At 43.2% G+C, this 25,576-nt stretch carries 24 protein-coding genes and 1 tRNA gene; 21 read left to right on the top strand and 4 right to left on the bottom strand.

Annotation, left to right across the window (positions count from 1 at the left end; genetic code table 11):
• Positions 1–89: 89 nt before the first annotated feature.
• From AC6UD1_RS05805 to rpmH, 3 genes are read right to left on the bottom strand one after another with little or no spacing between them, the layout of a single operon-like run.
• On the bottom strand, positions 90–926 hold the full coding sequence (locus AC6UD1_RS05805; RefSeq protein WP_500696254.1) for a YidC/Oxa1 family membrane protein insertase: 837 nt from the start codon (positions 924–926) through the stop codon (positions 90–92).
• Between the two features lie 2 nt (positions 927–928).
• Positions 929–1,285, bottom strand: coding sequence for a ribonuclease P protein component (gene rnpA, locus AC6UD1_RS05800; RefSeq protein ID WP_500695946.1), 357 nt, complete (start codon positions 1,283–1,285; stop codon positions 929–931).
• A 58-nt stretch (positions 1,286–1,343) separates the two neighbouring features.
• Positions 1,344–1,478: a 50S ribosomal protein L34 gene (gene rpmH, locus AC6UD1_RS05795; protein ID WP_500694208.1), complete on the bottom strand. Its 135-nt coding sequence runs from the start codon at positions 1,476–1,478 to the stop codon at positions 1,344–1,346.
• A 483-nt stretch (positions 1,479–1,961) separates the two neighbouring features.
• Here rpmH and dnaA point away from each other — a divergent pair, with 483 nt between their 5' ends.
• The 16 genes from dnaA (at position 1,962) to AC6UD1_RS05715 (ending at position 19,568) form a co-directional block, all read left to right on the top strand.
• Positions 1,962–3,302 (top strand): chromosomal replication initiator protein DnaA, encoded by a 1,341-nt coding sequence (gene dnaA, locus AC6UD1_RS05790; protein WP_500707523.1) that lies wholly within the window; start codon positions 1,962–1,964, stop codon positions 3,300–3,302.
• A 216-nt stretch (positions 3,303–3,518) separates the two neighbouring features.
• Positions 3,519–4,658 carry a DNA polymerase III subunit beta gene (gene dnaN / locus AC6UD1_RS05785; RefSeq protein WP_500694206.1) on the top strand — a complete coding sequence of 380 codons (1,140 nt, stop codon included), beginning with the start codon at positions 3,519–3,521 and terminating at the stop codon, positions 4,656–4,658.
• Positions 4,659–4,921: 263 nt separating this feature from the next.
• Positions 4,922–5,140 (top strand): S4 domain-containing protein YaaA, encoded by a 219-nt coding sequence (gene yaaA, locus AC6UD1_RS05780; protein ID WP_500694205.1) that lies wholly within the window; start codon positions 4,922–4,924, stop codon positions 5,138–5,140.
• An 8-nt stretch (positions 5,141–5,148) separates the two neighbouring features.
• A complete protein-coding gene (recF, locus tag AC6UD1_RS05775) occupies positions 5,149–6,264 on the top strand; it encodes a DNA replication/repair protein RecF (RefSeq protein ID WP_500707522.1) in 1,116 nt (371 codons plus the stop codon).
• A gap of 21 nt (positions 6,265–6,285) precedes the next feature.
• On the top strand, positions 6,286–8,235 hold the full coding sequence (gene gyrB / locus AC6UD1_RS05770) for a DNA topoisomerase (ATP-hydrolyzing) subunit B (RefSeq protein ID WP_500694202.1): 1,950 nt from the start codon (positions 6,286–6,288) through the stop codon (positions 8,233–8,235).
• A 123-nt stretch (positions 8,236–8,358) separates the two neighbouring features.
• The gene (gene gyrA / locus AC6UD1_RS05765; RefSeq protein ID WP_500707575.1) at positions 8,359–10,800 is read left to right on the top strand and encodes a DNA gyrase subunit A; all 2,442 of its coding nucleotides are present in this window, start codon (positions 8,359–8,361) and stop codon (positions 10,798–10,800) included.
• 186 nt (positions 10,801–10,986) lie between these two features.
• Complete coding sequence (locus AC6UD1_RS05760; RefSeq protein WP_500707521.1) at positions 10,987–11,958, top strand: GMP reductase; 972 nt, start codon at positions 10,987–10,989, stop codon at positions 11,956–11,958.
• 182 nt (positions 11,959–12,140) lie between these two features.
• Positions 12,141–12,440 (top strand): 30S ribosomal protein S6, encoded by a 300-nt coding sequence (rpsF, locus tag AC6UD1_RS05755; RefSeq protein WP_500694200.1) that lies wholly within the window; start codon positions 12,141–12,143, stop codon positions 12,438–12,440.
• A gap of 24 nt (positions 12,441–12,464) precedes the next feature.
• Positions 12,465–12,974 (top strand): single-stranded DNA-binding protein, encoded by a 510-nt coding sequence (gene ssb / locus AC6UD1_RS05750; protein WP_500694199.1) that lies wholly within the window; start codon positions 12,465–12,467, stop codon positions 12,972–12,974.
• Positions 12,975–13,012: 38 nt separating this feature from the next.
• Positions 13,013–13,249, top strand: a complete 237-nt coding sequence (gene rpsR, locus AC6UD1_RS05745) for a 30S ribosomal protein S18 (RefSeq protein WP_010022194.1) — start codon at positions 13,013–13,015, stop codon at positions 13,247–13,249.
• Between the two features lie 110 nt (positions 13,250–13,359).
• Positions 13,360–15,381: a DHH family phosphoesterase gene (locus tag AC6UD1_RS05740; RefSeq protein WP_500707520.1), complete on the top strand. Its 2,022-nt coding sequence runs from the start codon at positions 13,360–13,362 to the stop codon at positions 15,379–15,381.
• Between the two features lie 51 nt (positions 15,382–15,432).
• A complete protein-coding gene (gene rplI / locus AC6UD1_RS05735; RefSeq protein WP_500694197.1) occupies positions 15,433–15,885 on the top strand; it encodes a 50S ribosomal protein L9 in 453 nt (150 codons plus the stop codon).
• Between the two features lie 30 nt (positions 15,886–15,915).
• Positions 15,916–17,316, top strand: a complete 1,401-nt coding sequence (dnaB, locus tag AC6UD1_RS05730; protein ID WP_500701429.1) for a replicative DNA helicase — start codon at positions 15,916–15,918, stop codon at positions 17,314–17,316.
• A 62-nt stretch (positions 17,317–17,378) separates the two neighbouring features.
• Positions 17,379–18,707: an MFS transporter gene (locus AC6UD1_RS05725; protein WP_500707519.1), complete on the top strand. Its 1,329-nt coding sequence runs from the start codon at positions 17,379–17,381 to the stop codon at positions 18,705–18,707.
• A gap of 14 nt (positions 18,708–18,721) precedes the next feature.
• Positions 18,722–19,333: a hypothetical protein gene (locus AC6UD1_RS05720; protein ID WP_500707518.1), complete on the top strand. Its 612-nt coding sequence runs from the start codon at positions 18,722–18,724 to the stop codon at positions 19,331–19,333.
• Positions 19,334–19,400: 67 nt separating this feature from the next.
• Positions 19,401–19,568, top strand: coding sequence for a hypothetical protein (locus tag AC6UD1_RS05715; RefSeq protein WP_500695955.1), 168 nt, complete (start codon positions 19,401–19,403; stop codon positions 19,566–19,568).
• 104 nt (positions 19,569–19,672) lie between these two features.
• Here the strand turns inward: AC6UD1_RS05715 and AC6UD1_RS05710 are convergent.
• A tRNA-Lys gene (locus tag AC6UD1_RS05710) sits at positions 19,673–19,745 on the bottom strand.
• 252 nt (positions 19,746–19,997) lie between these two features.
• Here AC6UD1_RS05710 and yycF point away from each other — a divergent pair.
• From yycF to AC6UD1_RS05685, 5 genes are read left to right on the top strand one after another with little or no spacing between them, the layout of a single operon-like run.
• Complete coding sequence (gene yycF / locus AC6UD1_RS05705) at positions 19,998–20,711, top strand: response regulator YycF (protein WP_039143559.1); 714 nt, start codon at positions 19,998–20,000, stop codon at positions 20,709–20,711.
• A gap of 32 nt (positions 20,712–20,743) precedes the next feature.
• Positions 20,744–22,603 carry a cell wall metabolism sensor histidine kinase WalK gene (walK, locus tag AC6UD1_RS05700; protein ID WP_500707517.1) on the top strand — a complete coding sequence of 620 codons (1,860 nt, stop codon included), beginning with the start codon at positions 20,744–20,746 and terminating at the stop codon, positions 22,601–22,603.
• Complete coding sequence (locus tag AC6UD1_RS05695) at positions 22,587–23,897, top strand: YycH family regulatory protein (RefSeq protein ID WP_500696263.1); 1,311 nt, start codon at positions 22,587–22,589, stop codon at positions 23,895–23,897. Before walK ends, AC6UD1_RS05695 begins: the two co-directional genes overlap by 17 nt.
• Entirely contained in the window at positions 23,897–24,742 is an 846-nt protein-coding gene (locus tag AC6UD1_RS05690; protein WP_500707516.1) for a two-component system regulatory protein YycI, read from the top strand. The genes AC6UD1_RS05695 and AC6UD1_RS05690 overlap by 1 nt, the downstream gene beginning before the upstream one ends.
• Positions 24,743–24,772: 30 nt before the next feature.
• Positions 24,773–25,561 carry an MBL fold metallo-hydrolase gene (locus tag AC6UD1_RS05685; protein WP_500701423.1) on the top strand — a complete coding sequence of 263 codons (789 nt, stop codon included), beginning with the start codon at positions 24,773–24,775 and terminating at the stop codon, positions 25,559–25,561.
• Positions 25,562–25,576: the final 15 nt, after the last annotated feature.

Raw genomic sequence — 25,576 nt, 5'->3', positions numbered from 1 at the left:
AGCTGTTGGAATAGGATTTTAGAGATGTAATATTACATTTGTCACAAAAATAAAAAAAGCAGACCAACGTCTGCTTTTTGTTTAGTAATCTATTTGTGATGTTTACTCTGCTTGGCCTTTCGAATGGCCTTTTTAACGGCGCGATCGTGTTGACGCTTTTCACGTTCTTTTTCTTCACGTTCACGATTAATCTTCCAAGGGTTCTGAATCAATAACGTTTGAACTACTTGGAACGCATTGGTTACCACCCAGTATAGTGACAAAGCTGATGGCACGTTTAACGCGGTGAAGAAGATAATGATTGGCATCCCAATCGTCATCATCGTGGTCATTCCGTTTGATTCGGGTTGCCCCTTCATTGACAACCACGAACTAAGGAACGTGAACACGGCGGCCAAAACTGGCAGGATGTAGTACGGATCTGGAGTTCCCAGCTGTAACCACAAGAAGTGACCAGTTCGAAGGATATGAGTTCGCCAGATGGCTTGATACAAGGCGAAGATCACTGGCAACTGGACTACCATTGGCAAACAGCCGGCCCATGGATTAATTCCTGCTTCCTTGTAGAGCTTCTGCTGCTCAGTCTGCAGTTTTTCCATGGTCTCTGAATCTTTACTGGAGTACTTCTTTTGCAGGGCCTTCAATTGGGGCTGAATTTCCTGGGTCTTCTTCATACTCTTGGTCTGATACATCATTAACGGAAGAAGAATAATTCTAACCAGAATGGTGAAGAGGATAATTCCAATTCCATAGTTATCGCCAAAGAACTTTGATAACCAAATAATCACTCTTGAGAAATTCAAGACAACTAAGCCATCCCAAATTCCTTTACTATGACTAGTAATTGGGGCGTTACTACATGCCGTGAGCACCAGACCAATACTGGCAATCGCAAGTGTAGTAGCGATTCGTTTAAGTTTTTTCAATTTTATTCCTCGCTATAATCAGAATCTAGTAAATGAGCTAACTTTAAAACATGAATTAGACTTGCCTTAACGTCTTTTTGTGACATCGCATCCGCTCTCGGTCTCGCAATGATTAAAAAATCAACGTCCGTTTTTAGGTCTGGCTTTAATTCGGTGATCGACTGGCGAATTCTACGTTTAACCCAGTTGCGATGCACGGCATTTCCAATCTTCTTTCCAACGGAAATCCCGATGCGGAAATGTTTTTGTCCCGGCTTTTCCAGTTGATACACGACAAATTGTCGATTAGCAACCGAATCATGTTTTTCGAAAACCTTTTGAAAGTCAGCTTCTTTTTTGACACGGTACGATTTTCTCATGAATAATCTCCAAGTATTTTCAAAAAATAATGAAAAAGACCACTGAATGGTCAGTGGCCTATGCCGATAATACTTTTCTACCTTTTTGACGTCGATGTGCTAACACTTTGCGACCTTTGCCAGTGCTCATACGTTTTCTAAATCCGTGAACGCGGTTTCTACGACGTTTCTTTGGTTGGTAAGTTCTTTTCATTACTAACCCTCCTTACTAATTAATCGCCTATATTAAATTGTTTATTCAATAGCTTTTCTAACTTATAGTATCACAAATCGACCAATCTTCAAATAGGGATTTTAAATTCATAGGTAACACTCCGTTCGATTCAAAAAAGTTTCATAAAATTTACTTGTGGATTATTGTGGATAACTCATCCCGTAATTAACACGAATTCAACACGTTTTTAAACAAAAACACAGCATGTTAACAACGTTAACCACAATCTGTGGATAAAATGAATAATCATGCTGAACATCCCCGTCACATTAATAATTAGTTGTCCACATTTTCGTGTTAATTACCTAAAATATTCGCGTGATTTTGATATTTATTAACAATGCTGTGGATAAACAGTAAACAGGGTGTGAAACATTTGTCCACACCCTGTTTTTTCTGTGGAAAACTTTTTTTAAAAATGATATTATACATTCATAATTTAAACACAAGGAGTCACTCTCAATGGATCAAAACGAATTATGGAACAAAATTAAAAGTAAATTTAAAGCGGATCCGAAATTTGAGGGAACGACATATGATACATGGATCGCCACCGTGAACCCAATCTCATATGATGGCGATACCCTAACACTCGAATTACCATCCTCGCTTCACCGTGACTACTGGGAGAAAATGCTTAAAAGTCAGCTGGTTGAGTACGCTTATGCCATTACTTACAAGAACATTTCACCAAAATTTGTTCTAGAAGAAGAATTAAAAAAGAAGCAAACCCCAGCTCCTACACCGGGAGACGAGAGCGAAAAGTCATATAGTTACACCGACACGCACTTGGAGCCCAATTACACCTTTGAAACCTTCGTGATTGGACAGGGTAACAAGATGGCTCAGGCCGCAGCGCTAGCGGTCAGTGAATCACCCGGAAAATTGTACAATCCACTCTTCTTATATGGTGGAGTTGGTTTAGGTAAGACCCACTTGATGCACGCGATTGGCAACAACATTATCAAACACGACCCGAGTCAGCGGGTGATGTACGTTACAAGTGAGAAATTCGCCAACGACTTTATCGGTGCCATCCAAAACAATAAGATGGATGATTTCAGAAACGTTTACCGAAACGTCGACGTCCTCTTAGTTGATGACATCCAGTTTTTTGGTAATAAAGAAGGAACTCAGGATGAGTTTTTTAACACCTTTCAAGCGTTATATTCTAATCACAAGCAGATTGTCTTAACGTCTGACCGTTTGCCAAACGAAGTGCCAAAACTAAAAGACCGGTTGGTATCCCGGTTTGCGTGGGGACTATCCGTTGACATTACTGCTCCCGATTTAGAGACACGAACCGCTATCCTTAGGGCCAAGGCCAAAGCTGACAACATGAACATTCCAGCGGACGCATTAGGCTACATCGCGAGTCAAATTGAGTCTAACGTCAGAGAACTGGAGGGGGCGTTATCAAGGGTGCAGGCTTTTTCCAAACTCAATAACGCTCCCATTGACACTGAACTAGTGGCAAACGCCCTAAGGCCGCTGAAGTTGGCCAAAGCGCGCTCGGCTCTGACCGTCTCAGACATTATCTCGAAAGTCGCCTCTTACTATCACATTAGTGTAAAGGAAATTAAGGGCACCAAACGGGTCAAGGCCATCGTGGTTCCTAGACAGGTTGCCATGTACCTGTCACGTGAAATGACCGACAATTCGCTTCCAAAAATTGGCGACGAATTCGGTGGTAAGGATCACACTACCGTCATTCACGCTTACGACAAGATTAGTAAAATGGCCGCAAATGACTCTGATCTGAGTAAGCAAATCTCAGACATCAAGACGGAACTCCAGCACTAAGCGTTGCTCGGTTTAAAAATGTTATAATGACGGGTGTGGATAAACGGGAAATTAACCGTTGATTTACCCACAAAGTTATCCACAGTTGATAACTTTTATTCCGTAACTAATCATTGAGTTATCCACAGTATTAACAGTGCCTACTGCTTCTACTGTTTTTTATCTTTTTAATTAAGTAAATAAACATGCACCACATTTTGAGGGGGAAATTTGGCAATGAAATTCGTAATTAACCGTAATGCTTTCATCAAAGCACTAAATACCGTATCAAGAGCAATCTCATCAAAAACGACCATTCCAATTTTGACGGGTTTAAAATTAGATGTATCGGAAAGTGACATTCTACTAACTGGTAGTAACGCTGACGTTTCAATTCAAACTAGCATTCAAGCTTCTAACCCAGATAATGAACTCACGATTAACTCAACTGGTAGCATCGTCTTACCAGCCCGTTTTTTTAGTGAGATTGTTAAAAAGTTACCAGACAAAACCATGTCATTAGAAGTTGGTGACAACTTTCAGACCACAATTAAGTCAGGCAACTCAGAATTTACGATCAACGGTCTTGATGCGAACGGTTACCCACATCTACCTGAAATTGATTCCGAGAATACGGTTGATTTAGCGGCTGATATTTTCAGACAGGTTATCGGACAGACGGTCATTGCGGTTTCAAAACAGGAAAGTCGGCCAATCTTGACTGGGGTGCACTTCACGCTTGCTAACAATAAGTTGCTTGCGGTTGCAACCGACAGTCACCGTTTAAGTCAACGAAGAGTTAGTCTTCCAGCTGATGACGACGGTAAGTTTGACGTGGTCATCCCAGGTGACAGTTTAAAAGAACTCTCACACATGCTTGACGGAATCGATCAAAACATCCAGATGAACCTGTCAGAGAATCAGGTCCTCTTTACCCTCGGCGACACCCGGTTCTACTCACGTTTACTTGAGGGCAATTATCCGGATACTTCGCGTCTGATTCCAAAGACCTCAAGTACCAAGATGGAGTTTGCGGCCGGTGACTTGCTCGCCGCAATCGAGCGGGCTTCGCTGTTGTCACATGAATCGCGAAATAACGTCATTAAGTTGACGATTAAACCAACCGACCAGGTTGTTACCATTTCGGGGAATTCTCCTGACGTTGGAACCGTTGAAGAGGATTTAAAGCCAAAGACTTCAGAGGGCGATGACCTTGAAATTTCGTTTAACCCCGATTACATGAAGGAAGCTCTCAGAGTTTTTGGGCAAACTGACATTGAGATTGCGTTTACTTCAGCTCTTCGTCCGTTCACGCTGGTTCCAACCGAAAATAAAGAAGATTTCATCCAATTGATTACCCCAGTTCGAACCTTTTAATTAAGAATGATTATTAACGACCTTCATTTTGAGGTCGTTTTTTTTATGTCTTTAAAATGAAACCAAATTATATTTACCAAAGACCTCAAAATATTAAAAAAGCTCATATTTCCATTTATTTACGAATATGAGCTTTTTAGATCATTTGAGGCATTTTTGTCTAGAAATGCGTACACGCGCATAAAGCGCATAAAATCGCCCGATTTATGTACTTTTACCAAATTTTAGCGTATAATAGAAATAGATTGAAAGTGGGTGAATTCATGAAAAAAGACATTTTCATAACGACTCCGTACATAACTTTAGGGCAACTCTTAAAAGAAGAGAACATTGTTGAATCAGGTGGCAAAGCGAAGTGGTACCTAAAGGAAAATATGGTGTATCTAAACGATGAGCCTGAGAATCGACGTGGCAAGAAACTCTACCAGGGTGATACGGTCTCAATTCCAGACGTAGGGATGTTTTTTATTAAGACAAAGTAGGGTTAAGCATGCAGCTAAAAGAATTGAAATTACGCAATTTTCGTAATTATAAAGATGCTGACGTTCATTTCTCAGATGGAGTGAACGTGTTACTTGGACAAAATGCCCAGGGCAAAACCAATCTACTTGAAGCGATTTATGCGCTCGCACTCACCAAGAGCCATCGGACCACTACCAATCGTGATTTGATTAATTGGGAAGAACACCATGCGCAATTGTGGGGTCGAGTTAAAAAGAACCATACCACCACTGAACTAGAGCTTGATTTTGGTAAAAATGGCAAACGAGCTAAGGTCAATCACATTGAGCAGCCCAAGCTATCGTCTTACGTTGGGCAGCTGAACGTGATTTTGTTTGCCCCCGAAGATTTGTCGATTGTAAAGGGTTCGCCTCAGATTAGAAGGCACTTTATGGACATGGAGTTTGGCCAGATGAGTAATCGCTATTTATACAACATGACCCAGTACCGTCGAATTTTGAAACAACGAAACGCCTATTTACGTGAACTATTACTTCACAAACAGAGTGATCTGGTCTACCTGGATGTATTGTCAGACCAGCTTTCAGCGTATGCGGCCAAGATTATTTTTCAACGCATCCAACTGATTGCCAAATTACAGAAATGGTCTTCGGCCATCCATTACGAAATTTCACAGCAAAAGGAAACGTTGCGATTTAAATACGTCACCGCGCTAAAAAAGACCGATTTAACGTCGGTGGAACGAATCTATCAGAGTCTGCTGGCTAAATTTAAGGCCAATCGAGATAAAGAAGTGAGGCAAGGAACGACGATCTTTGGGCCGCATCGTGACGATTTACACTTCATGGTTAACGGTAAGGATGTCTCTATATTTGGTTCACAGGGTCAACAGCGAACAGCGGCATTATCCACGAAGTTGGCCGAGATCGATTTAATGAAAGAAGAAACCGGCGAGTACCCGGTTTTACTACTTGATGATGTTTTGTCTGAACTTGATGAAAGTCGGCAGACCCACTTGCTGACTGCCATTCAGGATCGGGTTCAAACCTTTCTAACAACCACAAGTATGAGTGGGGTCGCATCTGATTTAATCAACAATCCCAAGACTTTTCACATTGAAAAGGGAGTCATTGTATCCGAGTAACGTAGTTGAGGAGGAATTGTAGTGACTGATCAAGAAAAAGAAGCAAAAAGAGAACGAGCCGGGGAGTACGACGCTAGTCAAATCCAAGTCCTAAAGGGACTAGAAGCGGTCAGAAAGCGTCCCGGAATGTACATTGGAGCCACTAACGAACAGGGACTCCATCACTTAGTTTGGGAAATTATCGATAACGGAATTGACGAAGCGTTGGCGGGTTTTGCTGACGAAATCAACGTTACCGTGGAAAAGGATAACAGTATTACGGTCGTTGATAACGGTCGTGGGATTCCCGTGGATACCCAAAAAGATACCGGTAAATCGGCACTAGAGACCGTCTTCACTATCCTTCACGCTGGTGGTAAATTCGGTGGTGGCGGATACAAGGTTTCTGGTGGACTTCACGGAGTTGGAGCCTCAGTGGTAAACGCCTTGTCAAAGGAACTGGACGTTGTTGTTACTAAAGGTGGCAAGCGGTACTACATGGACTTTGAAAGGGGTCACGTCAAGACGCCAATGAAAGTCATTGGGGACGCACCCAGGGATGCTCACGGAACTAAGGTTCACTTTGTTCCCGATCCAGACATCTTTACCGAGACCACGACCTTTAACATGAAGACTTTGACCACGCGTGTCAGAGAACTGGCCTTTTTAAACAAGGGGTTAAGAATCACAATTAGAGACGATCGCCCCGAAAAACCCGTGGAACACGATTTCTTCTACGAAGGTGGAATTCGGCACTACGTTGAATTCCTCGATCGGGGTCGCACTCCAATCTTCAAGGATCCCATCTACATTGAGGGTCAGGAAAATGGCATCACGGTCGAAGTTTCCATTCAGTACACTAACGATTATCACAGCACTCTTTTGACGTTTACTAATAACATCAATACCTATGAAGGTGGAACCCACGAAGAAGGGTTCAAGCAGGCTTTGACCCGAATTATCAATAACTACGGGAGAAACAACAATTTAATTAAGGATAGCGAACCGAACCTTTCTGGTGACGATGTTCGAGAAGGAATGACCGCGGTCGTTTCGGTTAAGCATCCCGATCCTCAATTTGAGGGTCAGACCAAGACCAAACTTGGTAACTCTGATGCGAGAACCGCTACGAACCACATTTTCGGTCAGGAATTTTCCAAGTTCATGATGGAACATCCTCAGATTGCCGAACAGATTGTTGAAAAGGGTTCCGTGGCATCTAAAGCGCGAGCCGCAGCAAAACGGGCTCGTGAAGTAACCAGAAAACGAAGCGGACTTGAAATCAACAGTTTACCCGGGAAGTTGGCTAACAACACCAGTAAGGACCCGAAAGTCTCCGAATTGTTCATTGTCGAAGGTGACTCGGCCGGGGGTTCCGCTAAACAAGGTCGTTCTAGACTGACGCAGGCCATCCTGCCAATTCGTGGCAAAATTTTAAACGTTGAAAAGGCCACGATGGAAAAAATTCTGGCTAACGAAGAAATTCGTTCTTTGTTTACCGCGATGGGGACTGGCTTTGGCAGTGACTTCGACATTAGTAAGGTTAACTACCACAAGTTAATCATCATGACCGATGCCGATGTTGATGGGGCCCACATTCAGATTTTGCTTCTAACCTTAATTTATAACTACATGCGTCCAATGATTGATGCTGGATACGTCTACATTGCCCAGCCACCGTTGTACCGAGTTCGTCAGGGAAACAAATTCCAACGATACGTTGATTCTGATGAGGAACTTCAGGAGTTGTTAGCTCAACTTCCGGCTTCACCAAAACCACAAATTCAACGATACAAAGGTTTAGGCGAAATGGATGCCTCACAGTTATGGGACACCACCATGAATCCAGATCATCGTCGGCTTCTAAGGGTTACTTCTGATGATGCTTCGGCTGCTCAAGAAGCCTTCACCATGTTAATGGGTGAAAAGGTGGCTCCAAGACGGAAGTTTATTGAAGACAACGCAACCTTTGTTGAAAACCTGGATGTATAAATTGTTTCACGTGAAACAATTAGGTTAATTGACTGATTTAACAAGGAATGGAGGCAAAATCTCTTGGCAAATGAAGAAAATAATAAACCAAGTCGAGTTCAAAACATTGAATTATCGAAGAAGATGAGATCATCATTCTTGGATTATGCAATGAGTGTGATTGTGTCCCGTGCGCTTCCTGACGTTCGTGACGGCTTAAAACCGGTTCATCGTCGAATCCTGTACGATATGCACGAACTAGGAGTTACACCGGATAAGCCTTACAAGAAATCCGCGCGAATTGTTGGGGATGTTCTAGGAAAGTTTCATCCTCACGGTGACAGTTCCGTGTATGAGGCCATGGTTCGAATGGCTCAGGAATTTAGTTATCGTTACATGTTAGTTGACGGACACGGAAACTTTGGTTCCGTCGATGGTGATGGTGCCGCTGCCATGCGTTACACCGAGGTACGACTCTCCAAGATTGCGATGGAAATGTTGCGAGACATCAACAAGGACACCGTTGATTTTCAGCCCAACTACGATGGCACCGAACGTGAACCAGTGGTCTTACCGGCTAGAATTCCGAACCTCCTTTTAAATGGAGCTTCTGGGATTGCGGTTGGAATGGCCACTAACATTCCACCTCACAATTTAAGCGAAGTAATTAGTGCAATTCACATTTTGATGAGAAATCCAGACGCTACCACCAATGATCTGATGGAAGCTCTGCCCGGACCGGACTTTCCCACTGGGGGAGTGGTTATGGGTAAGTCTGGAATCAGAAAGGCCTACGAAACGGGTCGTGGTAGTATCATTGTTCGGGCTAAGGTTGACATTGAGGAACAAAAAAACGGCAAGCAGCGCATTATTGCGACTGAATTGCCGTACATGGTCAACAAGGCTAAGTTAATCGAACGGATTGCTGAACTAGTAAGGGACAAACGAATTGAAGGTATTACCGCCATTAACGATGAGTCCGATAAGGACGGAATGCGGGTTGTGATTGATGTCAAACGGGATGCTTCAGCCGAAGTTATCTTGAACAATCTGTACAAGTTAACCCTGATGCAAACCTCCTTTAGTTTCAACATGCTAGCCATCGTTGATGGTGCGCCGAAAGTCTTGAGTCTGAAACAAATTTTGCAGTACTACCTGGAGTATCAGGTGGAAGTTATTACCAGAAGAACGAAGTTTGACTTACGTAAGGCTCAAGCTCGAGCTCATATTCTGGAAGGGTTACTGGTTGCTCTTGACAACATTGATGCCGTCATCAAGATTATTCGTAATTCCGCGACCGGCGATATCGCCAAAAACGAACTGATTAGTAATTTTGATTTAGACGACAAGCAAGCCCAAGCGATCTTAGACATGCGGCTGGTTCGATTAACCGGATTGGAACGTGGCAAGATTACCGACGAGCACAATAAATTACTGGCTAACATTAAAGATTACAAAGACATTTTAAACAGTCGGGATCGGATCAACGGCATCATTTACGATGAACTCCTTGAGATTCAGAAAAAGTTCGGTGACAAACGGCGAACCGAATTACTGGTTGGAGAAATTACCAGTATTGAAGACGAAGACTTAATTGAAGAGGAAAACGTCGTAATTACATTGACCCACAATGGCTACATTAAACGGTTACCAACCGACGAGTTCAAGGCCCAGAATCGTGGAGGTCGTGGAATTCAAGGAATGGGTGTCAATAAGGACGATTTCATTGAACATCTCCTGTCAACGGCAACCCATGATCGACTCTTGTTCTTCACGAACGCTGGCAAAGTTTATAGTATGAAAGCTTACGAAGTCCCAGAGTACGGACGATCCGCGAAGGGAATTCCAATTGTTAACCTCTTAAATCTCGGTCAAAATGAGAAGATTCAAACGGTTATCAGTATTTCGTCCCAGCATAATGACGAAGACAAGTACCTGTTCTTTACAACGAAACTGGGAACGGTTAAACGAACCCCAGTTTCTGACTTCTTGAACATTCGAAAGAATGGTTTAAAGGCCATTCACTTACACGATAATGATGAAGTGATTGGCGTATCCATCGTGGATAACGGCGACAACATGATCATTGGAACCCACTTGGGCTACGCCGTTAGCTTTAGAGCTGATGACGTTCGCTCTATGGGACGTTCCGCTTCAGGAGTGAGAGGAGTTCGACTCAGACCAAACGACTATGTGGTTGGAGCGGCCATCTTGACACCTGATAGTGACGTGTTTGTCATTTCTGAAAATGGATATGGGAAACGCACGAAAGCTTCCGACTACCCGATCAAAGGTCGCGGTGGTAAAGGAATCAAGACGTCAAACGTTACTAAGAAAAATGGTCCCCTAGTGGGATTAAGTACCGTGACTGGTGATGAAGACATCATGTTAATCACCAACATGGGTGTTATGATTCGGTTTGCGGTTAATAACGTTTCTGAAACCGGACGTGCCACCCTTGGAGTTCACTTAATTCGAGTTGACGATCATGCCAAAGTTGCGACGATGGCGGTCGTTGCTAAGGATGAAGAAAACGAATCAAAGGTCAATGAACCAGCTTCATCTACTGATCGATCCGAAGAATAATGGTCAAAAATAACACTACGTTAACGGTAGTGCTATTTTTTTGGCTAAATTTATGGTTAACATTCGTAAATTGGCACTTTCATATTGATTAAATGGTGCAATTCGATTATGATATTGGTTGTGTTTGAAACATTTAAACTAAATTTGACAAAATAGTTCGTAAAATAATCAAGGAGAGTTATGAAGATGGACGTGTTTGATTATGAAGATATTCAACTGATTCCGAATAAGTGTGTGGTCAATTCTAGAAGTGAGTGTGATACTTCCGTGGAATTCGGTGGCCGTAAGTTCAAGATTCCGGTCGTACCCGCCAACATGCAGACGGTCATTAATGCTGATTTAGCCGAAAGCCTCGCAAAAAACGGTTATTTTTACGTCATGCACCGTTTTCAACCAGAAAAACGACTTGATTTCGTCAAAAAGATGCACGCTGATGGCGTGTTTGCCTCCATCAGTATTGGGGTCAAGCCTGGCGAGTATGATTTCATTAAAGAGTTGGTCAAAGCCAACCAGATCCCTGAATACGTTACGATTGACATTGCTCACGGATACTCGGACTCGGTTATCAATATGATTAAATTTGTCAAAGAACAGATGCCTGACACTTTCCTGATTGCTGGAAACGTTGGAACGCCAGAAGCCGTGCGGGCACTTGAAAATGCCGGAGCGGACGCTACCAAGGTTGGAATTGGACCCGGGAAAGCCTGCATTACCAAGATTAAGACCGGATTTGGAACGGGAGGATGGCAACTAGCTGCCATTCGGTACTGTGCGAAAGGTGCCAGAAAGCCCATCATTGCTGACGGTGGGATTCGGACCGATGGTGATATTGCGAAATCGATTCGCTTTGGTGCTACAATGTGCATGATTGGATCGATGTTTGCGGGCCACGAAGAGTCGCCCGGTAAAAACGTTGAAAAAGACGGTAAGGAATACAAAGAGTACTTTGGTTCCGCATCGCAATTTCAAAAGGGTGCCTACAAGAACGTCGAGGGTAAGAAGTTGCTGGTTCCGTTTAAGGGCAGCATCTACGACACTTTAAGAGAAATGCAGGAAGATTTGCAGTCATCAATTTCTTATGCTGGTGGAAAAGACATCGATGCCATTAGAAAAGTTGATTACGTGGTCGTAAAAAATTCAATTTATAATGGTGATTAAAAAAAGATTTAAAAAAAGCTTCGTATTTAATCATGTATCGCAAGTCAACGTCTCGCATGTCCTGTTGAAGTAAAAAACAATCAATGATATAATCAATCGTTGTGAGTTTAATTAGATTTTAATTGACTCCCCTTGCTCTCCAAATCACTGAAGAGCCGACAGTCCACAAGGAGGTGTAATTCATGGAAAACAAATACGAAATTACTTACATCATCAGACCAGATATCGACGATGCTGCCAAGACTGACTTGGTAAACCGCTTCGATAAGATCTTGACTGATAACGGTGCAAACGTAATCGATTCAAAAGACTGGCAAAAACGTCGTCTTGCTTACGAAATCGGCGGTTACAATGAAGGTACTTACCACATTGTTAACGTTGAAGAAGGCGACAACGACCAAGGTCTAGACGAGTTTGACCGTCTTGCTAAGTTTAACAAAGACATCTTACGTCATATGATCGTAAGAAGAGACGACAAATAATTAGAATGAAAGGAGTTTTTCAGTATGATTAATACAGTAGTTCTTACTGGACGCTTAACACGAGACGTTGATTTGCGATACACCCAAAACGGCGCAGCAGTGGGTACTTTTACGCTAGCTGTTGACCGTCGTTTCACTAATTCGAATGGTGATCGGGAAGCTGACTTCGTCAACTGTGTCATTTGGCGCAAATCAGCTGAAAACTTTGCCAACTTCGTGCATAAGGGTTCCCTGGTTGGAATTGAAGGTCGAATTCAGACCCGAAATTACGAAAACAAGCAGGGCCAACGGGTTTATGTTACCGAAGTAGTCGTTGAGAACTTCACTCTCCTTGAACCACGTTCACAGAACGGAAATGGTCAGGGTCAAGTTAACAACGGTGGCAATCACGCTCCTAGCGAAAATCCATTTGGAACTCCAAAGACGAGTGGTCAGGCCACTCCTAACAATAGTAAAGGTAACGACAATTCGAAGGATCCGTTTGCTAACTCTGGAGACCAGATTGATATTTCCGATGACGATCTTCCATTTTAATGGAACGATTTGATTAATGTTTTAGGAGGGAATTACACATGGCTCAACAAAGAAGAGGTGGCCATCGTCGCCGTAAGGTTGACTTTATCGCCGCTAATCATATTGAATACATTGATTACAAAGACGTTGATTTGTTAAGACGTTTCGTATCAGAACGTGGTAAGATTTTACCTCGTCGAGTTACCGGAACAAGCGCTAAAAACCAACGTAAGTTGACCATTGCGATCAAGCGTGCCCGCATCATGGGCTTAATGCCATTCGTAGTTGGTGACTAATTAAGAATTTGAGACTTAACTAATTTAGTTAGGTCTTTTTTTTATCCGATTATTGGGTTGCCTCAATGTGATAAAATAGAAGCTATAATGGAGCAAAGATGGGAGTTACTATGAAGAAATTCTTTTCACAAATGACGTTGCCGCCATTTTTAAAAAATACACGATTAAGAAAAATTACGATTTTTATTGCAATTTCATTGATTTTGGGACTAGTAATTGCCTTTCTCTACAACTTCTTTATCGGAATCGTTCTTTTACTGATTGCTTGTGTGGGACTTGTCTATACCATTAACACGATGAACCGCGTGGGTGAAGAATCCGATAAGTACATCAACGATTTGTCCTATCAAATCATGCGCGGACAACAGGAGTCACTGCTTGAGATGCCGATTGGGATCTTAATCCTTGATGATAACCACGTGGTGGAGTGGATTAATCCATATTTACAGCCATACTTTGATAGTACGGAGGTGGTCGGATATCCACTTGACCATTCTGCTCCAGACCTCTTTGACATCATTCAGGCAAACCTTGACCAGACCAAGCCAATTGAGGTCACCTGGCGCGGTCACATGTTCGATATGTTGATTCAAAGAGAGTACAACACCGTCTACATGATGGACATTACCCGCTATGCTGAGATTGAAAAGAAGTACGAAAACGGTAAAATTGCGGTCGGCCAGATTTTTCTGGATAACTTTGACGAAATTACGCAGTCAATGAGCGACCAGGACGTCTCGAACCTTAGAAACTACATCACCAACGAACTGAGCTCGTGGGCGCAGGAATACGGAATTTTTCTAAAGCGAATTGATGCCGATCATTACTTTATTCTGTTGTACGTTTCCGCGTTGAATCAAATTGAGGCGGATAAATTTAAGATTTTAGACGTGATTCGAGAGGATACCTCGAAACAGAACCTTCCTTTGACCCTTAGTATCGGGATTTCATACGATGATAATAACCTGAACAACTTAGCTGACCAGGCTCAAAGTAACCTTGATTTAGCCCTCGGTCGTGGTGGAGATCAGGTGGTCGTTAAGGCCAAGGACAAAGAAGCCCGCTACTATGGTGGAAAGACGAACCCAATGGAGAAACGAACTCGGGTCCGGGCGCGGATGATTTCCCACGCTTTACAAGAGTTAATGAAAGAATCGGATCAAATCTTTGTGCAGGGTCATGCACAGCCTGACATGGACGCGATGGGAGCCGCCATGGGAATCAGACGGATTGCCCAGATGAACGGGAAGCAGTGTTGGATTGTGATGGATGACGAAGAACCGCACTCAGACATCAAGCGGTTATTAAACGCGATTGATGATTATCCAGACATTAAAGAGTCAATTATTACTCCAGATAAGGCGTTGAAAAAGGCAACTGACAACAGTTTGCTGATTATGGTTGACCATTCCAAACCGGACATGGGTGTTTCTGGGGACCTTTACAAACGCTTAAAGAACCGCGTCGTCATCATTGACCATCACCGACGTGGGGAAGACTTCCCAGAGAATCCGATCCTGGTTTACATCGAACCCTACGCTTCGTCAGCCTGCGAACTGATTACCGAGATGTTTGAGTACCAGTCTCAAGACGCCGATCCAATCAATCAGTTAGAGGCGACTGCCATGCTGAGTGGGATTGTGGTTGACACCCAATCCTTTACCATTAGAACGGGAACGAGAACGTTTGATGCGGCGAGCTATCTGCGGTCAGCCGGTGCCAACGCTGACGAAATGGCCGACTTTATGAAGGAAAGTATCAATAATTACATGGCCCGAAACCACCTGATTTCCATGATGGAACAGATTGATGAGAACATGGCCCTGATTACCGCTGAAGATGATAAGGAATATGATTCGGTCATTGCCGCGCAAGCCGTTGATTCGCTACTGATGATTGACGGAGTGGAAGCCTCGTTTATCGTCTTTAAGCGGACGAACGGGAACATTGGAATCTCGGCGCGAAGTAATGGTAACATTAACGTTCAGTTGATTATGGAAGCACTTGGTGGAGGTGGCCACTTATCAGCGGGAGCTACGCAAATTCCCGACGAAAGTGTTTCAGAGGTTAAGAAGACACTGCTAGGTGCCATTGATAAAATCGTTAATAACGATGATAAAACCGACCAATAGCAGAATTAGTTTAAATCTGTTAAATTATTAGTAAACAAGGAGGGATTTAAAATGAAAGTAATCTTTTTAAGCGATGTTAAAGGCAAGGGCAACCGGGGCGACGTTAAGGACATGCCATCTGGGTATGCTAACAACTTTTTGATTAAGAAGGGCTTGGCTAAAGAAGCTACCAAGCAGGCTATCAGTGAATTAAAGGCTCAACAACACGTTGAACAGGAGCACGAGCAAGAGGAACTAGCAGATTCCAAGAAACTAAAAAAAGAACTTGAAAATGACAAAACCGTCGTTGAGTTGAAAGCCAAGGCTGGGTCTGACGGTCGCTTGTTCGGTTCCATTACCAGTAAACAGATTGCCCAGGGACTTTTGGATCAATACAACATTAAACTGGATAAACGGAAGATTGAATTAAGTGAACCAATCAAGACCATGGGGTACACCGATGTTCCCGTTAAGGTTCATCCCCAGGTTTCCGCTCAAATTCGGGTTCACGTCAGCGAAAAATAGTCGTAAGTTGCAGTTAGAAAAGAGTCGATAATGAACAACGATACTTTAAATGATCACACGCCACCACAAAATATTGAGGCCGAAAAGGCCGTTTTGGGTTCCATTTTTCTGAGTACCGACGGTTTAGTTGACGCGATGGAATATCTGAATCCAGATGACTTCTATAAGCGGGCGCATCAATTAATTTTTAAGGCGATGTTGGATCTAAATGATGACGATCAGGGCATTGATGCCGTGACCGTGACCGATCTTTTGAAGCAGCGTGACCAGCTGGAAGACGTTGGTGGTGTGCCTTACATCATTGATCTGACCAACGCCGTGCCAACGGCCGCTAACTTGGTCTACTACGCGAAAATTGTAAGAAATAAGGCCGTGCTCAGGCGCTTGATTCAGACGGCTACTAATATTGCCACCCAGGGATACGAACAGTCCGAAGACGTCGAAGACCTCTTAGATAATGCCGAACGTGACATTATGAACGTCTCTGAGGACCGTAATCAGTCGGGATTTAAGAACATCAAGGACGTTTTAAACGAATCATTTACAAAGATTGACCAACTTTCTCAAAATGGTGGCGACGACATCACGGGACTTGCGACTGGTTATCACGAGCTCGATAAGATGACGACCGGACTTCATCCTGGCGAATTGATGATTCTAGCTGCCAGGCCAGCCGTTGGTAAAACCGCCTTTGCGCTAAACATTGCACAAAACGTGGGAACCAAGACCGACAAGACGGTGGCCATTTTCAGTTTGGAAATGAGTGCCGAATCGTTAGTGAACCGAATGTTGTGTGCTGAAGGTAGCATTGACGCCAATCACCTTAGAACGGGGCAGTTAACTGAAGAGGAGTGGCAAAATCTAGTCATTGCGATGGGCAGTCTTTCTAAGGCCCACATTTACATTGATGATACTCCCGGCAATAAAATGGCTGGAATTCGGGCCAACTGTCGTCGTTTGGCAAAACAAACGGGGAACTTAGGGCTGATTGTGGTCGACTACCTCCAGTTAATTGAGGGTGGTAATAAAGAAAACCGGCAACAGGAAGTGTCTGAGATTTCCAGACAACTTAAAAAACTGGCCAATGAATTACAGGTGCCAGTGATTGCGTTATCTCAGCTTTCGCGTGGGGTGGAACAGCGTCAGGACAAGCGTCCGGTGCTGTCTGATATCCGTGAATCGGGGTCAATCGAACAGGATGCTGACATTGTTGCATTCTTATACCGAGAGGATTATTATGAACACGATTCAGATGATGATGACCAAGATCCACGTTCCGGTGTTGAAAATGATGATGATAACGTTGGCGAAGTTGAAGTTATTATCGAAAAGAACCGTTCGGGTCCACGTGGAACGGTTAAACTGCTCTTTATTAAATCGTATAATAAGTTTTCATCGATTTCATACGCTTCAAACGATGGTGTACAGTAAAAGGCCACTTACAGAGTAAGTGGTCTTTTTATTAAAATTAAGAATGATTGAGAGGATTTTCAATGAATAACAATGAAAAGACACAAGGGTTGCCAAAACTTACCACGGCCGCAATCTGGTTTCTATCCTTTGGAATTCTTGGAGTCCAAATGGCGTTTGGCTTAATGAATTCGCAACTGGGAAGAATTTTTCAGACCCTCGGGACTTCTCCGAGTCTTTTAGGGCTTCTGTTTATTATTCCCCCAATTGCGGGATTATTTGTCCAACCGTTAGTGGGAGCGTGGTCCGATCGAACCTGGGTGCCAAAATGGGGAAGAAGAATTCCCTACCTCATTATTGGAACCGTTGCTTCCGCCGTTACCCTGTTTCTTTTACCAAACGTTGGTGATTTTGGCTGGCCGAGCATCATTACGATCTCACTGGCCGCCGTCATCACGTTGGTTTTGATGATTGCGTTCAATATGTGTGTGCAACCCTACAAGATGTTGATTGGTGACATGGTTAATCAACGTCAGAGTGGGTTTGCTTACTCAATTCAGAGTTTTTTCTTAAACATTGGGAGTGTGTTAGCGTGTTTATCGCCGTGGGTTTTCACCGAGCTCGGGGTCAGTAACACCGCTAGTAAAGGGATGATTCCTAATTCAGTCATTTTTTCGTTCTACGTTGCGGTGATCGTTTTAATCTTCTGTACGTTTATTACCGTCATGAAGGTTGATGAGTACCCCCCTAAACAGTTTAATGACTATCATGGACTGGAGCAGAATGGCGAACGGGCCAAAAAGAGTACGTGGATGCTTTTAAAAGATGCTCCACGCGTTTTCTGGGTGGTATCCATCATCCAACTTTTTGCCTACATTGGCTTTGCCTACATGTGGATGTACGGGACGAGTATCATTGCCAAAAACGTTTTCAACACAACCAATCCGATGAGCAGTGGTTATCAGTCCGGTGGTAATTTATTTGGAATTTTATCGGCCGTTTATGCTTTATCAGCTGTTATTTTTTCACTTTTACTATCAAGAATCCCCCAACGAAAGTATAAGTTGCTCTTTTCAATTAGTTTGGTAATTGGCGGAGTCGGCTTTTTGATGTCAGCATTCTCCCACACCGTTTTCTTGCAGGTGCTTGCGTTTATTTTGATTGGCATTGGATGGGCTGGCGTTTCGGTCTACCCGTTGACTTTTGTAACCCGTGAGATTCCAGGAAAGTACATTGGTGTGTACATGGGACTGTTTAACGTTCAAATTTGTATTCCCCAAATTGTGGCTTCACTTGCCAGTCCACTAGTTGTGATGGCAATTGGATCCATTGCTAACATCTTTGCAATTGCGGCGGTTACCATGGTTTTGGCGGCAATCTCAGTATGGATCTTAAACGACATTAAGGACTAGTTGGAGGTGAGAACGTGCAGGTAATTGATGTAGGTGGTTTTCGTGGGCATCCACTGACCGTTAGTTTCGATGGGTCGAACGTCTATTTTGACTACTTAGATGTAATTAATTTATTGAAGCCCAAAATGGTTTCGCTTTCAGACAGTGAACTAGTGACTGATGAAAATGGAGTTAACCGATTAACCGTTTTAGGAACGTGTCGTCTTGCTTCCCTTAGTAATTATCCACGTGCTGACCGACTAATGCGCTGGATTCAGCAGCAGGTAAAACCAATCGTGTTGCGTTACGGAAATAGTTTAAAGCAGAATCAGATCACTAAATCAATTGATGACGTTTACGGTGAGTTACACGTAAGTGGGATGGAAATGACGAAACGTGAGTTTTACCAGTTCTTAAGAGCCCATCACTACACCATCAAATGGCTCAAGGGAAATAATAGCCCCAGTGACCTGAGTGTGAAAAAGCAGTTAATGGTACCAAAAATTGGTCATTTTAACTTGCCTCAACCATGTGGAGCGGATAAACTATACGTAAACGCGGCTTTTACCACCAAAGGTGTCCAAGTTGTGATTAATCAGTTGAAAGAAGTAGATGAAGTTGCCTATCAACAGGCTTCACTGTTTTAAATGATAATTGTTCCACGTGAAACAATTGATGTAATCCCATGGTGTTCAAGGATTAGAGGTGTTAAGCGTGAAGAAGCAACATGTCCTATCGTTAATCTTGGCCTTTTTGGCGGCAATGTTTTTGATCCTCGTTCCGTTTATTGAGGATCAAAGCTTGATTTGGATTGGTCTGGCGATGGCCGGCTTTTGTGCTGTTTTAGCAATTTTAACCGAAATTTTAGCAATTAAAAAATAAAAAAGGAAGGATCCTTCGCAATTAACGAAGATGGTCTTTCCTTTTTTAGTGAAATTAATGATATAAAAAAAGATCATGGCGTTAACCATGATCATGATATGTGATGGGCAGTCAGGGGATCGAACCCTGGACCCACGGATTAAGAGTCCGTTGCTCTGCCAGCTGAGCTAACTGCCCAAATCAAAAGTACATTTATTATAATAGCATACCGCAAAACCCCATGCAACACTAATTTACAAAAAAGGCGAAATTGCAGATACGGAAGAAATACTGAAAAGAGCTGTTATTAATTAACAACAGTTGTTGAATAACGTGAAGCGAGTAATTTGATGTGTTACAATTTAACTAGGATTGAGCGTAAAATAAGCCTTGATCCCAAACTTGATTGATATAGGGACTACCAGTAGTCCAAAGGAGACAAATAATATTATGAAGAAAAAAATTCTAGTTGTCGATGATGAAAAACCAATTACAGACATTGAAAAATTTAGTTTAACCAAAGAAGGATTTGACGTTGACGTCGCACACGATGGGCAAGAGGCCCTTGATAAGGTTGATAGTAATACACCTGATCTCATTATTCTTGATCTCATGTTGCCAAAGGTCGATGGCTTAGAAGTTGCCAAGGAAGTTCGAAAGACCCACAACATGCCAATTATCATGGTGACTGCCAAGGATTCTGAACTCGACAAGGTATTGGGTCTAGAGCTCGGTGCCGATGACTACGTTACTAAGCCGTTTTCCAACCGTGAATTAGTGGCACGGGTCAAGGCCAACTTGAGACGGCAAAACATCACTGGCTCAGCTGGGGAAGGGAAAGACGATAATCACGATATCGAAATCGGTGACCTGGTGATTCATCCGGACTCTTACTCCGTTACCAAACGCGGGAAGGGTGTGGATCTTACCCATCGAGAATTCGAACTCCTTCATTACCTAGCCCAACACATTGGTCAAGTGATGACCAGAGAGCACTTGCTTCAGACGGTTTGGGGCTACGATTACTTCGGTGACGTTCGAACCGTCGACGTGACCGTACGTCGTTTACGAGAAAAAATTGAAGACGATTCAAGTCACCCCAAGTGGTTAGTAACCAGACGTGGGGTTGGTTATTACCTGCGGGATTCCGAAAAAGAAGAATAACCCAAATTGATTAGTTTAGAGGTATTCATGTAATGAAGAAGAAAAGACGTTGGCACTTTTTAAGGTCCATTCATTTTAAGATTGCGTTAGTTTTCGCCTTAATGATGATCATTACCTTGGAAGTAGTGGGTGCCGTTTTTGTGCGTCAACTCGAGTACCAAAATTTGAATACGTTTAAGGACTCCATCCAACTGAAGCCCTACGTTAATACATCCCTTAAAAAGCAGTTAGCCAAAAGGAATCAAACCAAGGCTAATAAGCAGATTCAGACGATCCTTGAAGACGTTGATACCAACAATTCTGATGATATTCTGGTGGTGGACTCCAGGGGGAACATCCGTGGAACCAATCAGAGTAGCGACCAATCGTTAGTGGGACAAAAGACCACCGACAATGACATCAAGAACGCTTTAAATAACGGTAAAACCATCGAGAAAAACACTTACAGTGATGGGAACCGTTACTACACCATGATTACACCCTTGATTAACAGTCAGGGCAATGAAAACAACATGGAAGGGGTCGTTTACGTTCGGGCTAATCTGAATCCGGTTTACCAAAACATCAACAGTATCACCTTAATCTACCTGTTTGCGGCGATCGTCGCCATCATCTTGGGCTTGCTTCTAACGTTCATTATTTCTCGGGCCATTACGAAGCCAATCGACGCAATGAAGAAGCAGACGGAACAGATTGCTCGCGGTAATTATTCGGGGCACGTTAAGGTCTACGGAAATGACGAGTTGGGTCAACTAGCGAAGGCGGTCAATAACCTGTCAGTACGGGTTGAAGAGTCTCAGGAGTCAACCGAGTCAGAGCGAAGGCGTCTGGATTCGGTCTTAGATAACATGACCGACGGGGTGGTTGCCACGGATCGTCGCGGAAACGTCATCATCATCAACGATGAGGCGCTTAGTTTTCTAGGCGTTAGTAAGCAACAGGTCATCGGTAAGTCCATCCTAGATGTCTTGCATTTACGCGACCGGTTCACCCTTAAAAACTTGATTGAAGACCCAGGACAGGTCAACTTGGACTTTTCTGATCACGACCATAAGCTGATTTTATCAGCTCATTTTTCGTTGATTCAGCGTGAATCCGGCTTTATTAATGGGCTTGTTTGCGTGTTCCATGACATCACCTTGCAACAAAAGATTGATGACGATCGGAAGCAGTTTGTATCCAATGTTTCACACGAACTGCGAACGCCCTTAACCAGTGTGCATTCCTACATTGAAGCCTTGCAGGACGGCGCTTGGAAGGATAAAAAGTTGGCACCCAAATTTTTGAAGGTCACTCAGGACGAGACCGACCGAATGATTCGAATGATCAACGACCTTTTGACACTATCGCGGATGGATTCTGGGACCCAGAAGTATGATACGGAATTAGTTAACATCAACAAGCTCTTTAACTACATCTTGGATCGTTTTGACATGATCATTAAGACCGATGACGATCCGAAAAAGAAGAATTATTCCATTAAACGGGACTTTACTAAGCAGGATCTGTGGGCTGACATCGATACCGACCGTTTTACCCAGGTCATTGATAACATTATGAATAATGCGATCAAATATTCACCAGACGGTGGCATCATTACCTGTCGGCTGTACGAACAGAACAACCGCATCATCATGAGTATTTCCGATCAGGGACTAGGAATGCCACGAAAAGCCATTAAACACATTTTCGATCGTTTCTATCGAGTCGATAAAGCTCGTTCACGGGCTCAAGGTGGAAGTGGACTTGGGCTCGCAATCTCTAAGGAAATTGTGGAAGCCTTTGGCGGCCATATTTGGGTCGATAGTATTGAAGGAAAGGGTTCAACGTTCTATATTTCACTACCAAACGAACCAGTCGAGGAGGATCTTTGGGATGAAGGAGAAGCTTAAACCTTATATTTTACCGGTTTCACTGTGTATTGCCGTACTAGTCAGTTTGGTGCTCATCGTGGCACTACTGGTCAATCCAGCTCGCTTTGGGAGTCGAATGCATCAGGATAAATCAGCTACGCTTAAAAGCGAAGTTTCTTCGAAGAATCGTTATGATATCTATTCTCCCACCGAGGTTATTACTACCACTAGGAGTGGGAAACAGAAGTCGCTCACAAGTGAGACCACGAGTTTGACCGGTGAAATCGTCAAAAACATCAAGACCTATCAGGTCAAGTCAATCAAAGAGGTCTCAAAGGATAATCAAAAGCGGTATATCGATACCCTTAACTCTGAAAATTCGCTGATGCTGAATTATGGTGGCGAAGTTCCAGTTAATTTGTTAAGTAAGATTTTTAATCACAAGGTGAAAAAGAATGATTTCAACGTTGATCGCATGGTCATTCCACTAAATGACAGTACCCACTTTTACCTGCTAGGCGATGACGGTTACCACGTGTACCAGGTCACCACTAAAAAGCGGAATTTAGCCAAGTTACAGAACATTCTTACTACGAAAGTTCAAAGTGTGGACGTTCAGATGCGGACGTTAAACGATCGCCCGTTTCTCTTCTACCCAAGCCAGGTCAAGATGCGTAATTACGGGTACTTACTCGCAGAACAGTCCCAGACGGCTTACATTAATCGGGTACTAGGTAATACGACGGATACCAGCGTTAAGCACCGAAAGAAGAGTACGACCTACAGTAGTCGGGACCAGTCATTAAACTTTGACAATGAGGACAACGTTATTTATCAGGACTACCAGCAAAGTAAGCGGGGTCACAGTTATGAGGAAGTTTTGAACTCGGCTTATCGCTACGCTACTAAGCTGGGGATTCCACTGGATAATGCTCGTTTTGACAGTTATAATCCGGTCAAAAACACCGTCACCTACCGAACGTTTGTGGAGGGTTATCCCGTCTTCAATCAGAAGCGACTGGGAACGTGTTCGTTTAAGATGGGGAATGGTGGAGCCAATCGTTATGAATTTTCACTTTTAAGTTTCCAAATCCCAATTCCAACGAACGCCGAAAGTACCACCCTTCCAAGTACTGGAACAATCTTAAACCAACTATCCGCTCAGGGAATTGACATGAAGAAGGTCAGATCCATCACCCTTGGTTACCAAGTTGTTCCCGAAAAGAACAACAAGCAGTTAATCACCTTGCAGCCATCATGGTTCGTTAATTACGACGGCACCTGGATTAACTCCCAGTTAATTGGCAATGGAACCGGAAAGGAGAGCTTCTAATGAATTTTAAGCGAATTCAAGAGATCTTCTTGCTGGCTTTCATTATTTTGGACGTCTTTTTGGTCCTAATGATTGTTCAAAACCAAAACATGCAGTCTGAGAACACGAGTCAAAATAGTGCGAACTCCACCATTATCAAAGAAATGCGCAGGGATGAAATTTCAGTTGGCAAGCTCTCTAATAAGCGCTCTAACGGTTACTACATTTCCGCTTCTAATGATGGTAATCTCGCAAATGAGATGGGTAACTTGAAAAATCAGGACGCGCGCTTTGAAAACGGAGCGGTCGTAAGTACGTTGCGGACGCCAATTGACATTGATAATCGGAACCCACAGAACACGCTGGACCCGCTCATGAAAAGAAAGAGTTTTGTGATTAACGGTGAGGATTATGAGTATGACCAAAACCAGTCCAATTCAAGTAAGATTGTCTACATTCAGAAGGCTTTGACGAGTAATTTGATGGACAATAATGCCAGAATCATCTTCTATTTAGATGACGACGGTAATATTAAGAGTTATACGCAAACGGCGCTTAATAACATCAAGATTTTACACGAGAGTTCTGAGACCATTTCGGAAGAACGGGCACTGATCTGGCTCTACCAGTACAATGAGATTCCCAACAACTCCAGGGTGCTTTGGACCAGAAGATCGTACACTAAATTGTTAAACATTAATAATAATGGGGTCTATATCCCTACTTGGGTCATTGCCATCCAGACCCGCAACTCCAAGGACGTTTCCGTAAGGCGGATTAACGCCTTCACTGGGTCGGTCTTAAAGACCGAAAACGTTCAGGAGAACTTTAAAAATAAAATCACAAGTGGGACAGAAGATAATTAGAAAGCTGGGAATAAGTTGAACGAAGATCCAATGAAAATCAGTGTATTGTCGAGCGGAAGTGGCGGCAACGTTACTTATATTGAGACGAACCAGCACAAGGTCTTACTTGATGCCGGACTGTCGGGCAAAAAAATTGAGAACCTCATGAATTCAATTGGACGGAGTTTGACCGACGTTGATAAGTTATTTGTGACCCACGAACACACCGATCATGCCAAATCAGTGGGAATCTTGGCGCGTAAGTATGACATGCAGGTCTACGCGAACGAGAAGACCTGGAACGCGATGGGTAACAAGATCGGAAAATTTCCTGAGGAACAAAAGTTTATTTTTGATCCCGATACCACTAAATCGTTTGGGGACTTGGACGTTGAAAGTTTCAGTGTGTCCCACGATGCTGCCGACGCTCAGTTCTACAATTTTCACGACGGCGATAAAAGTTTTGTGGTGTTGACTGATACGGGCTACGTCTCTGATCACATTGAAGGGGTCATAAGAGACGCCAACGCGTACGTTTTAGAGTGTAATCATGACGTGGAAATGCTGAGAAACGGCGACTATTCGTGGCCAACCAAACAGCGCATCATGAGTGATGAGGGCCATTTGTCAAACGAAGACGGCGCGGATGCCATGATGAAAATCATCGGACGTGACACCAAGAACATCTTCATCGGGCACCGCAGTCATCATAACAACATGAAGTCTTTGGCTCATCTCACCGTCGCTTCCATGCTTGAAAATGAGGATTTTGGGGTTGGTCATGACTTCAATTTGTTTGACACCGATGTCGAAAAACCATCCGATTTAATAACTCTTTGAGAATAATTGATACTT

It is taken from the genome of Fructilactobacillus sp. X8R1C1 (assembly GCF_059900945.1).
The sequence above is the reverse complement of the archived record's forward strand: the minus strand, read 5'-3'. Positions and strand labels throughout refer to the sequence as shown.

Coding starts and splice junctions, on each gene's coding strand:
- walK (WP_500707517.1), top strand. CDS start 20,744: ATGAAGAAGAAAAGACGTTGGCACTTTTTAAGGTCCATTCATTTTAAG.
- yycF (WP_039143559.1), top strand. CDS start 19,998: ATGAAGAAAAAAATTCTAGTTGTCGATGATGAAAAACCAATTACAGAC.
- dnaA (WP_500707523.1), top strand. CDS start 1,962: ATGGATCAAAACGAATTATGGAACAAAATTAAAAGTAAATTTAAAGCG.
- recF (WP_500707522.1), top strand. CDS start 5,149: ATGCAGCTAAAAGAATTGAAATTACGCAATTTTCGTAATTATAAAGAT.
- gyrA (WP_500707575.1), top strand. CDS start 8,359: ATGAGATCATCATTCTTGGATTATGCAATGAGTGTGATTGTGTCCCGT.
- rpmH (WP_500694208.1), bottom strand. CDS start 1,478: ATGAAAAGAACTTACCAACCAAAGAAACGTCGTAGAAACCGCGTTCAC.
- rplI (WP_500694197.1), top strand. CDS start 15,433: ATGAAAGTAATCTTTTTAAGCGATGTTAAAGGCAAGGGCAACCGGGGC.
- rpsF (WP_500694200.1), top strand. CDS start 12,141: ATGGAAAACAAATACGAAATTACTTACATCATCAGACCAGATATCGAC.
- ssb (WP_500694199.1), top strand. CDS start 12,465: ATGATTAATACAGTAGTTCTTACTGGACGCTTAACACGAGACGTTGAT.
- AC6UD1_RS05740 (WP_500707520.1), top strand. CDS start 13,360: ATGAAGAAATTCTTTTCACAAATGACGTTGCCGCCATTTTTAAAAAAT.
- dnaN (WP_500694206.1), top strand. CDS start 3,519: ATGAAATTCGTAATTAACCGTAATGCTTTCATCAAAGCACTAAATACC.
- AC6UD1_RS05695 (WP_500696263.1), top strand. CDS start 22,587: ATGAAGGAGAAGCTTAAACCTTATATTTTACCGGTTTCACTGTGTATT.
- yaaA (WP_500694205.1), top strand. CDS start 4,922: ATGAAAAAAGACATTTTCATAACGACTCCGTACATAACTTTAGGGCAA.
- AC6UD1_RS05685 (WP_500701423.1), top strand. CDS start 24,773: ATGAAAATCAGTGTATTGTCGAGCGGAAGTGGCGGCAACGTTACTTAT.
- AC6UD1_RS05725 (WP_500707519.1), top strand. CDS start 17,379: ATGAATAACAATGAAAAGACACAAGGGTTGCCAAAACTTACCACGGCC.
- dnaB (WP_500701429.1), top strand. CDS start 15,916: ATGAACAACGATACTTTAAATGATCACACGCCACCACAAAATATTGAG.
- rpsR (WP_010022194.1), top strand. CDS start 13,013: ATGGCTCAACAAAGAAGAGGTGGCCATCGTCGCCGTAAGGTTGACTTT.
- AC6UD1_RS05760 (WP_500707521.1), top strand. CDS start 10,987: ATGGACGTGTTTGATTATGAAGATATTCAACTGATTCCGAATAAGTGT.
- AC6UD1_RS05690 (WP_500707516.1), top strand. CDS start 23,897: ATGAATTTTAAGCGAATTCAAGAGATCTTCTTGCTGGCTTTCATTATT.
- rnpA (WP_500695946.1), bottom strand. CDS start 1,285: ATGAGAAAATCGTACCGTGTCAAAAAAGAAGCTGACTTTCAAAAGGTT.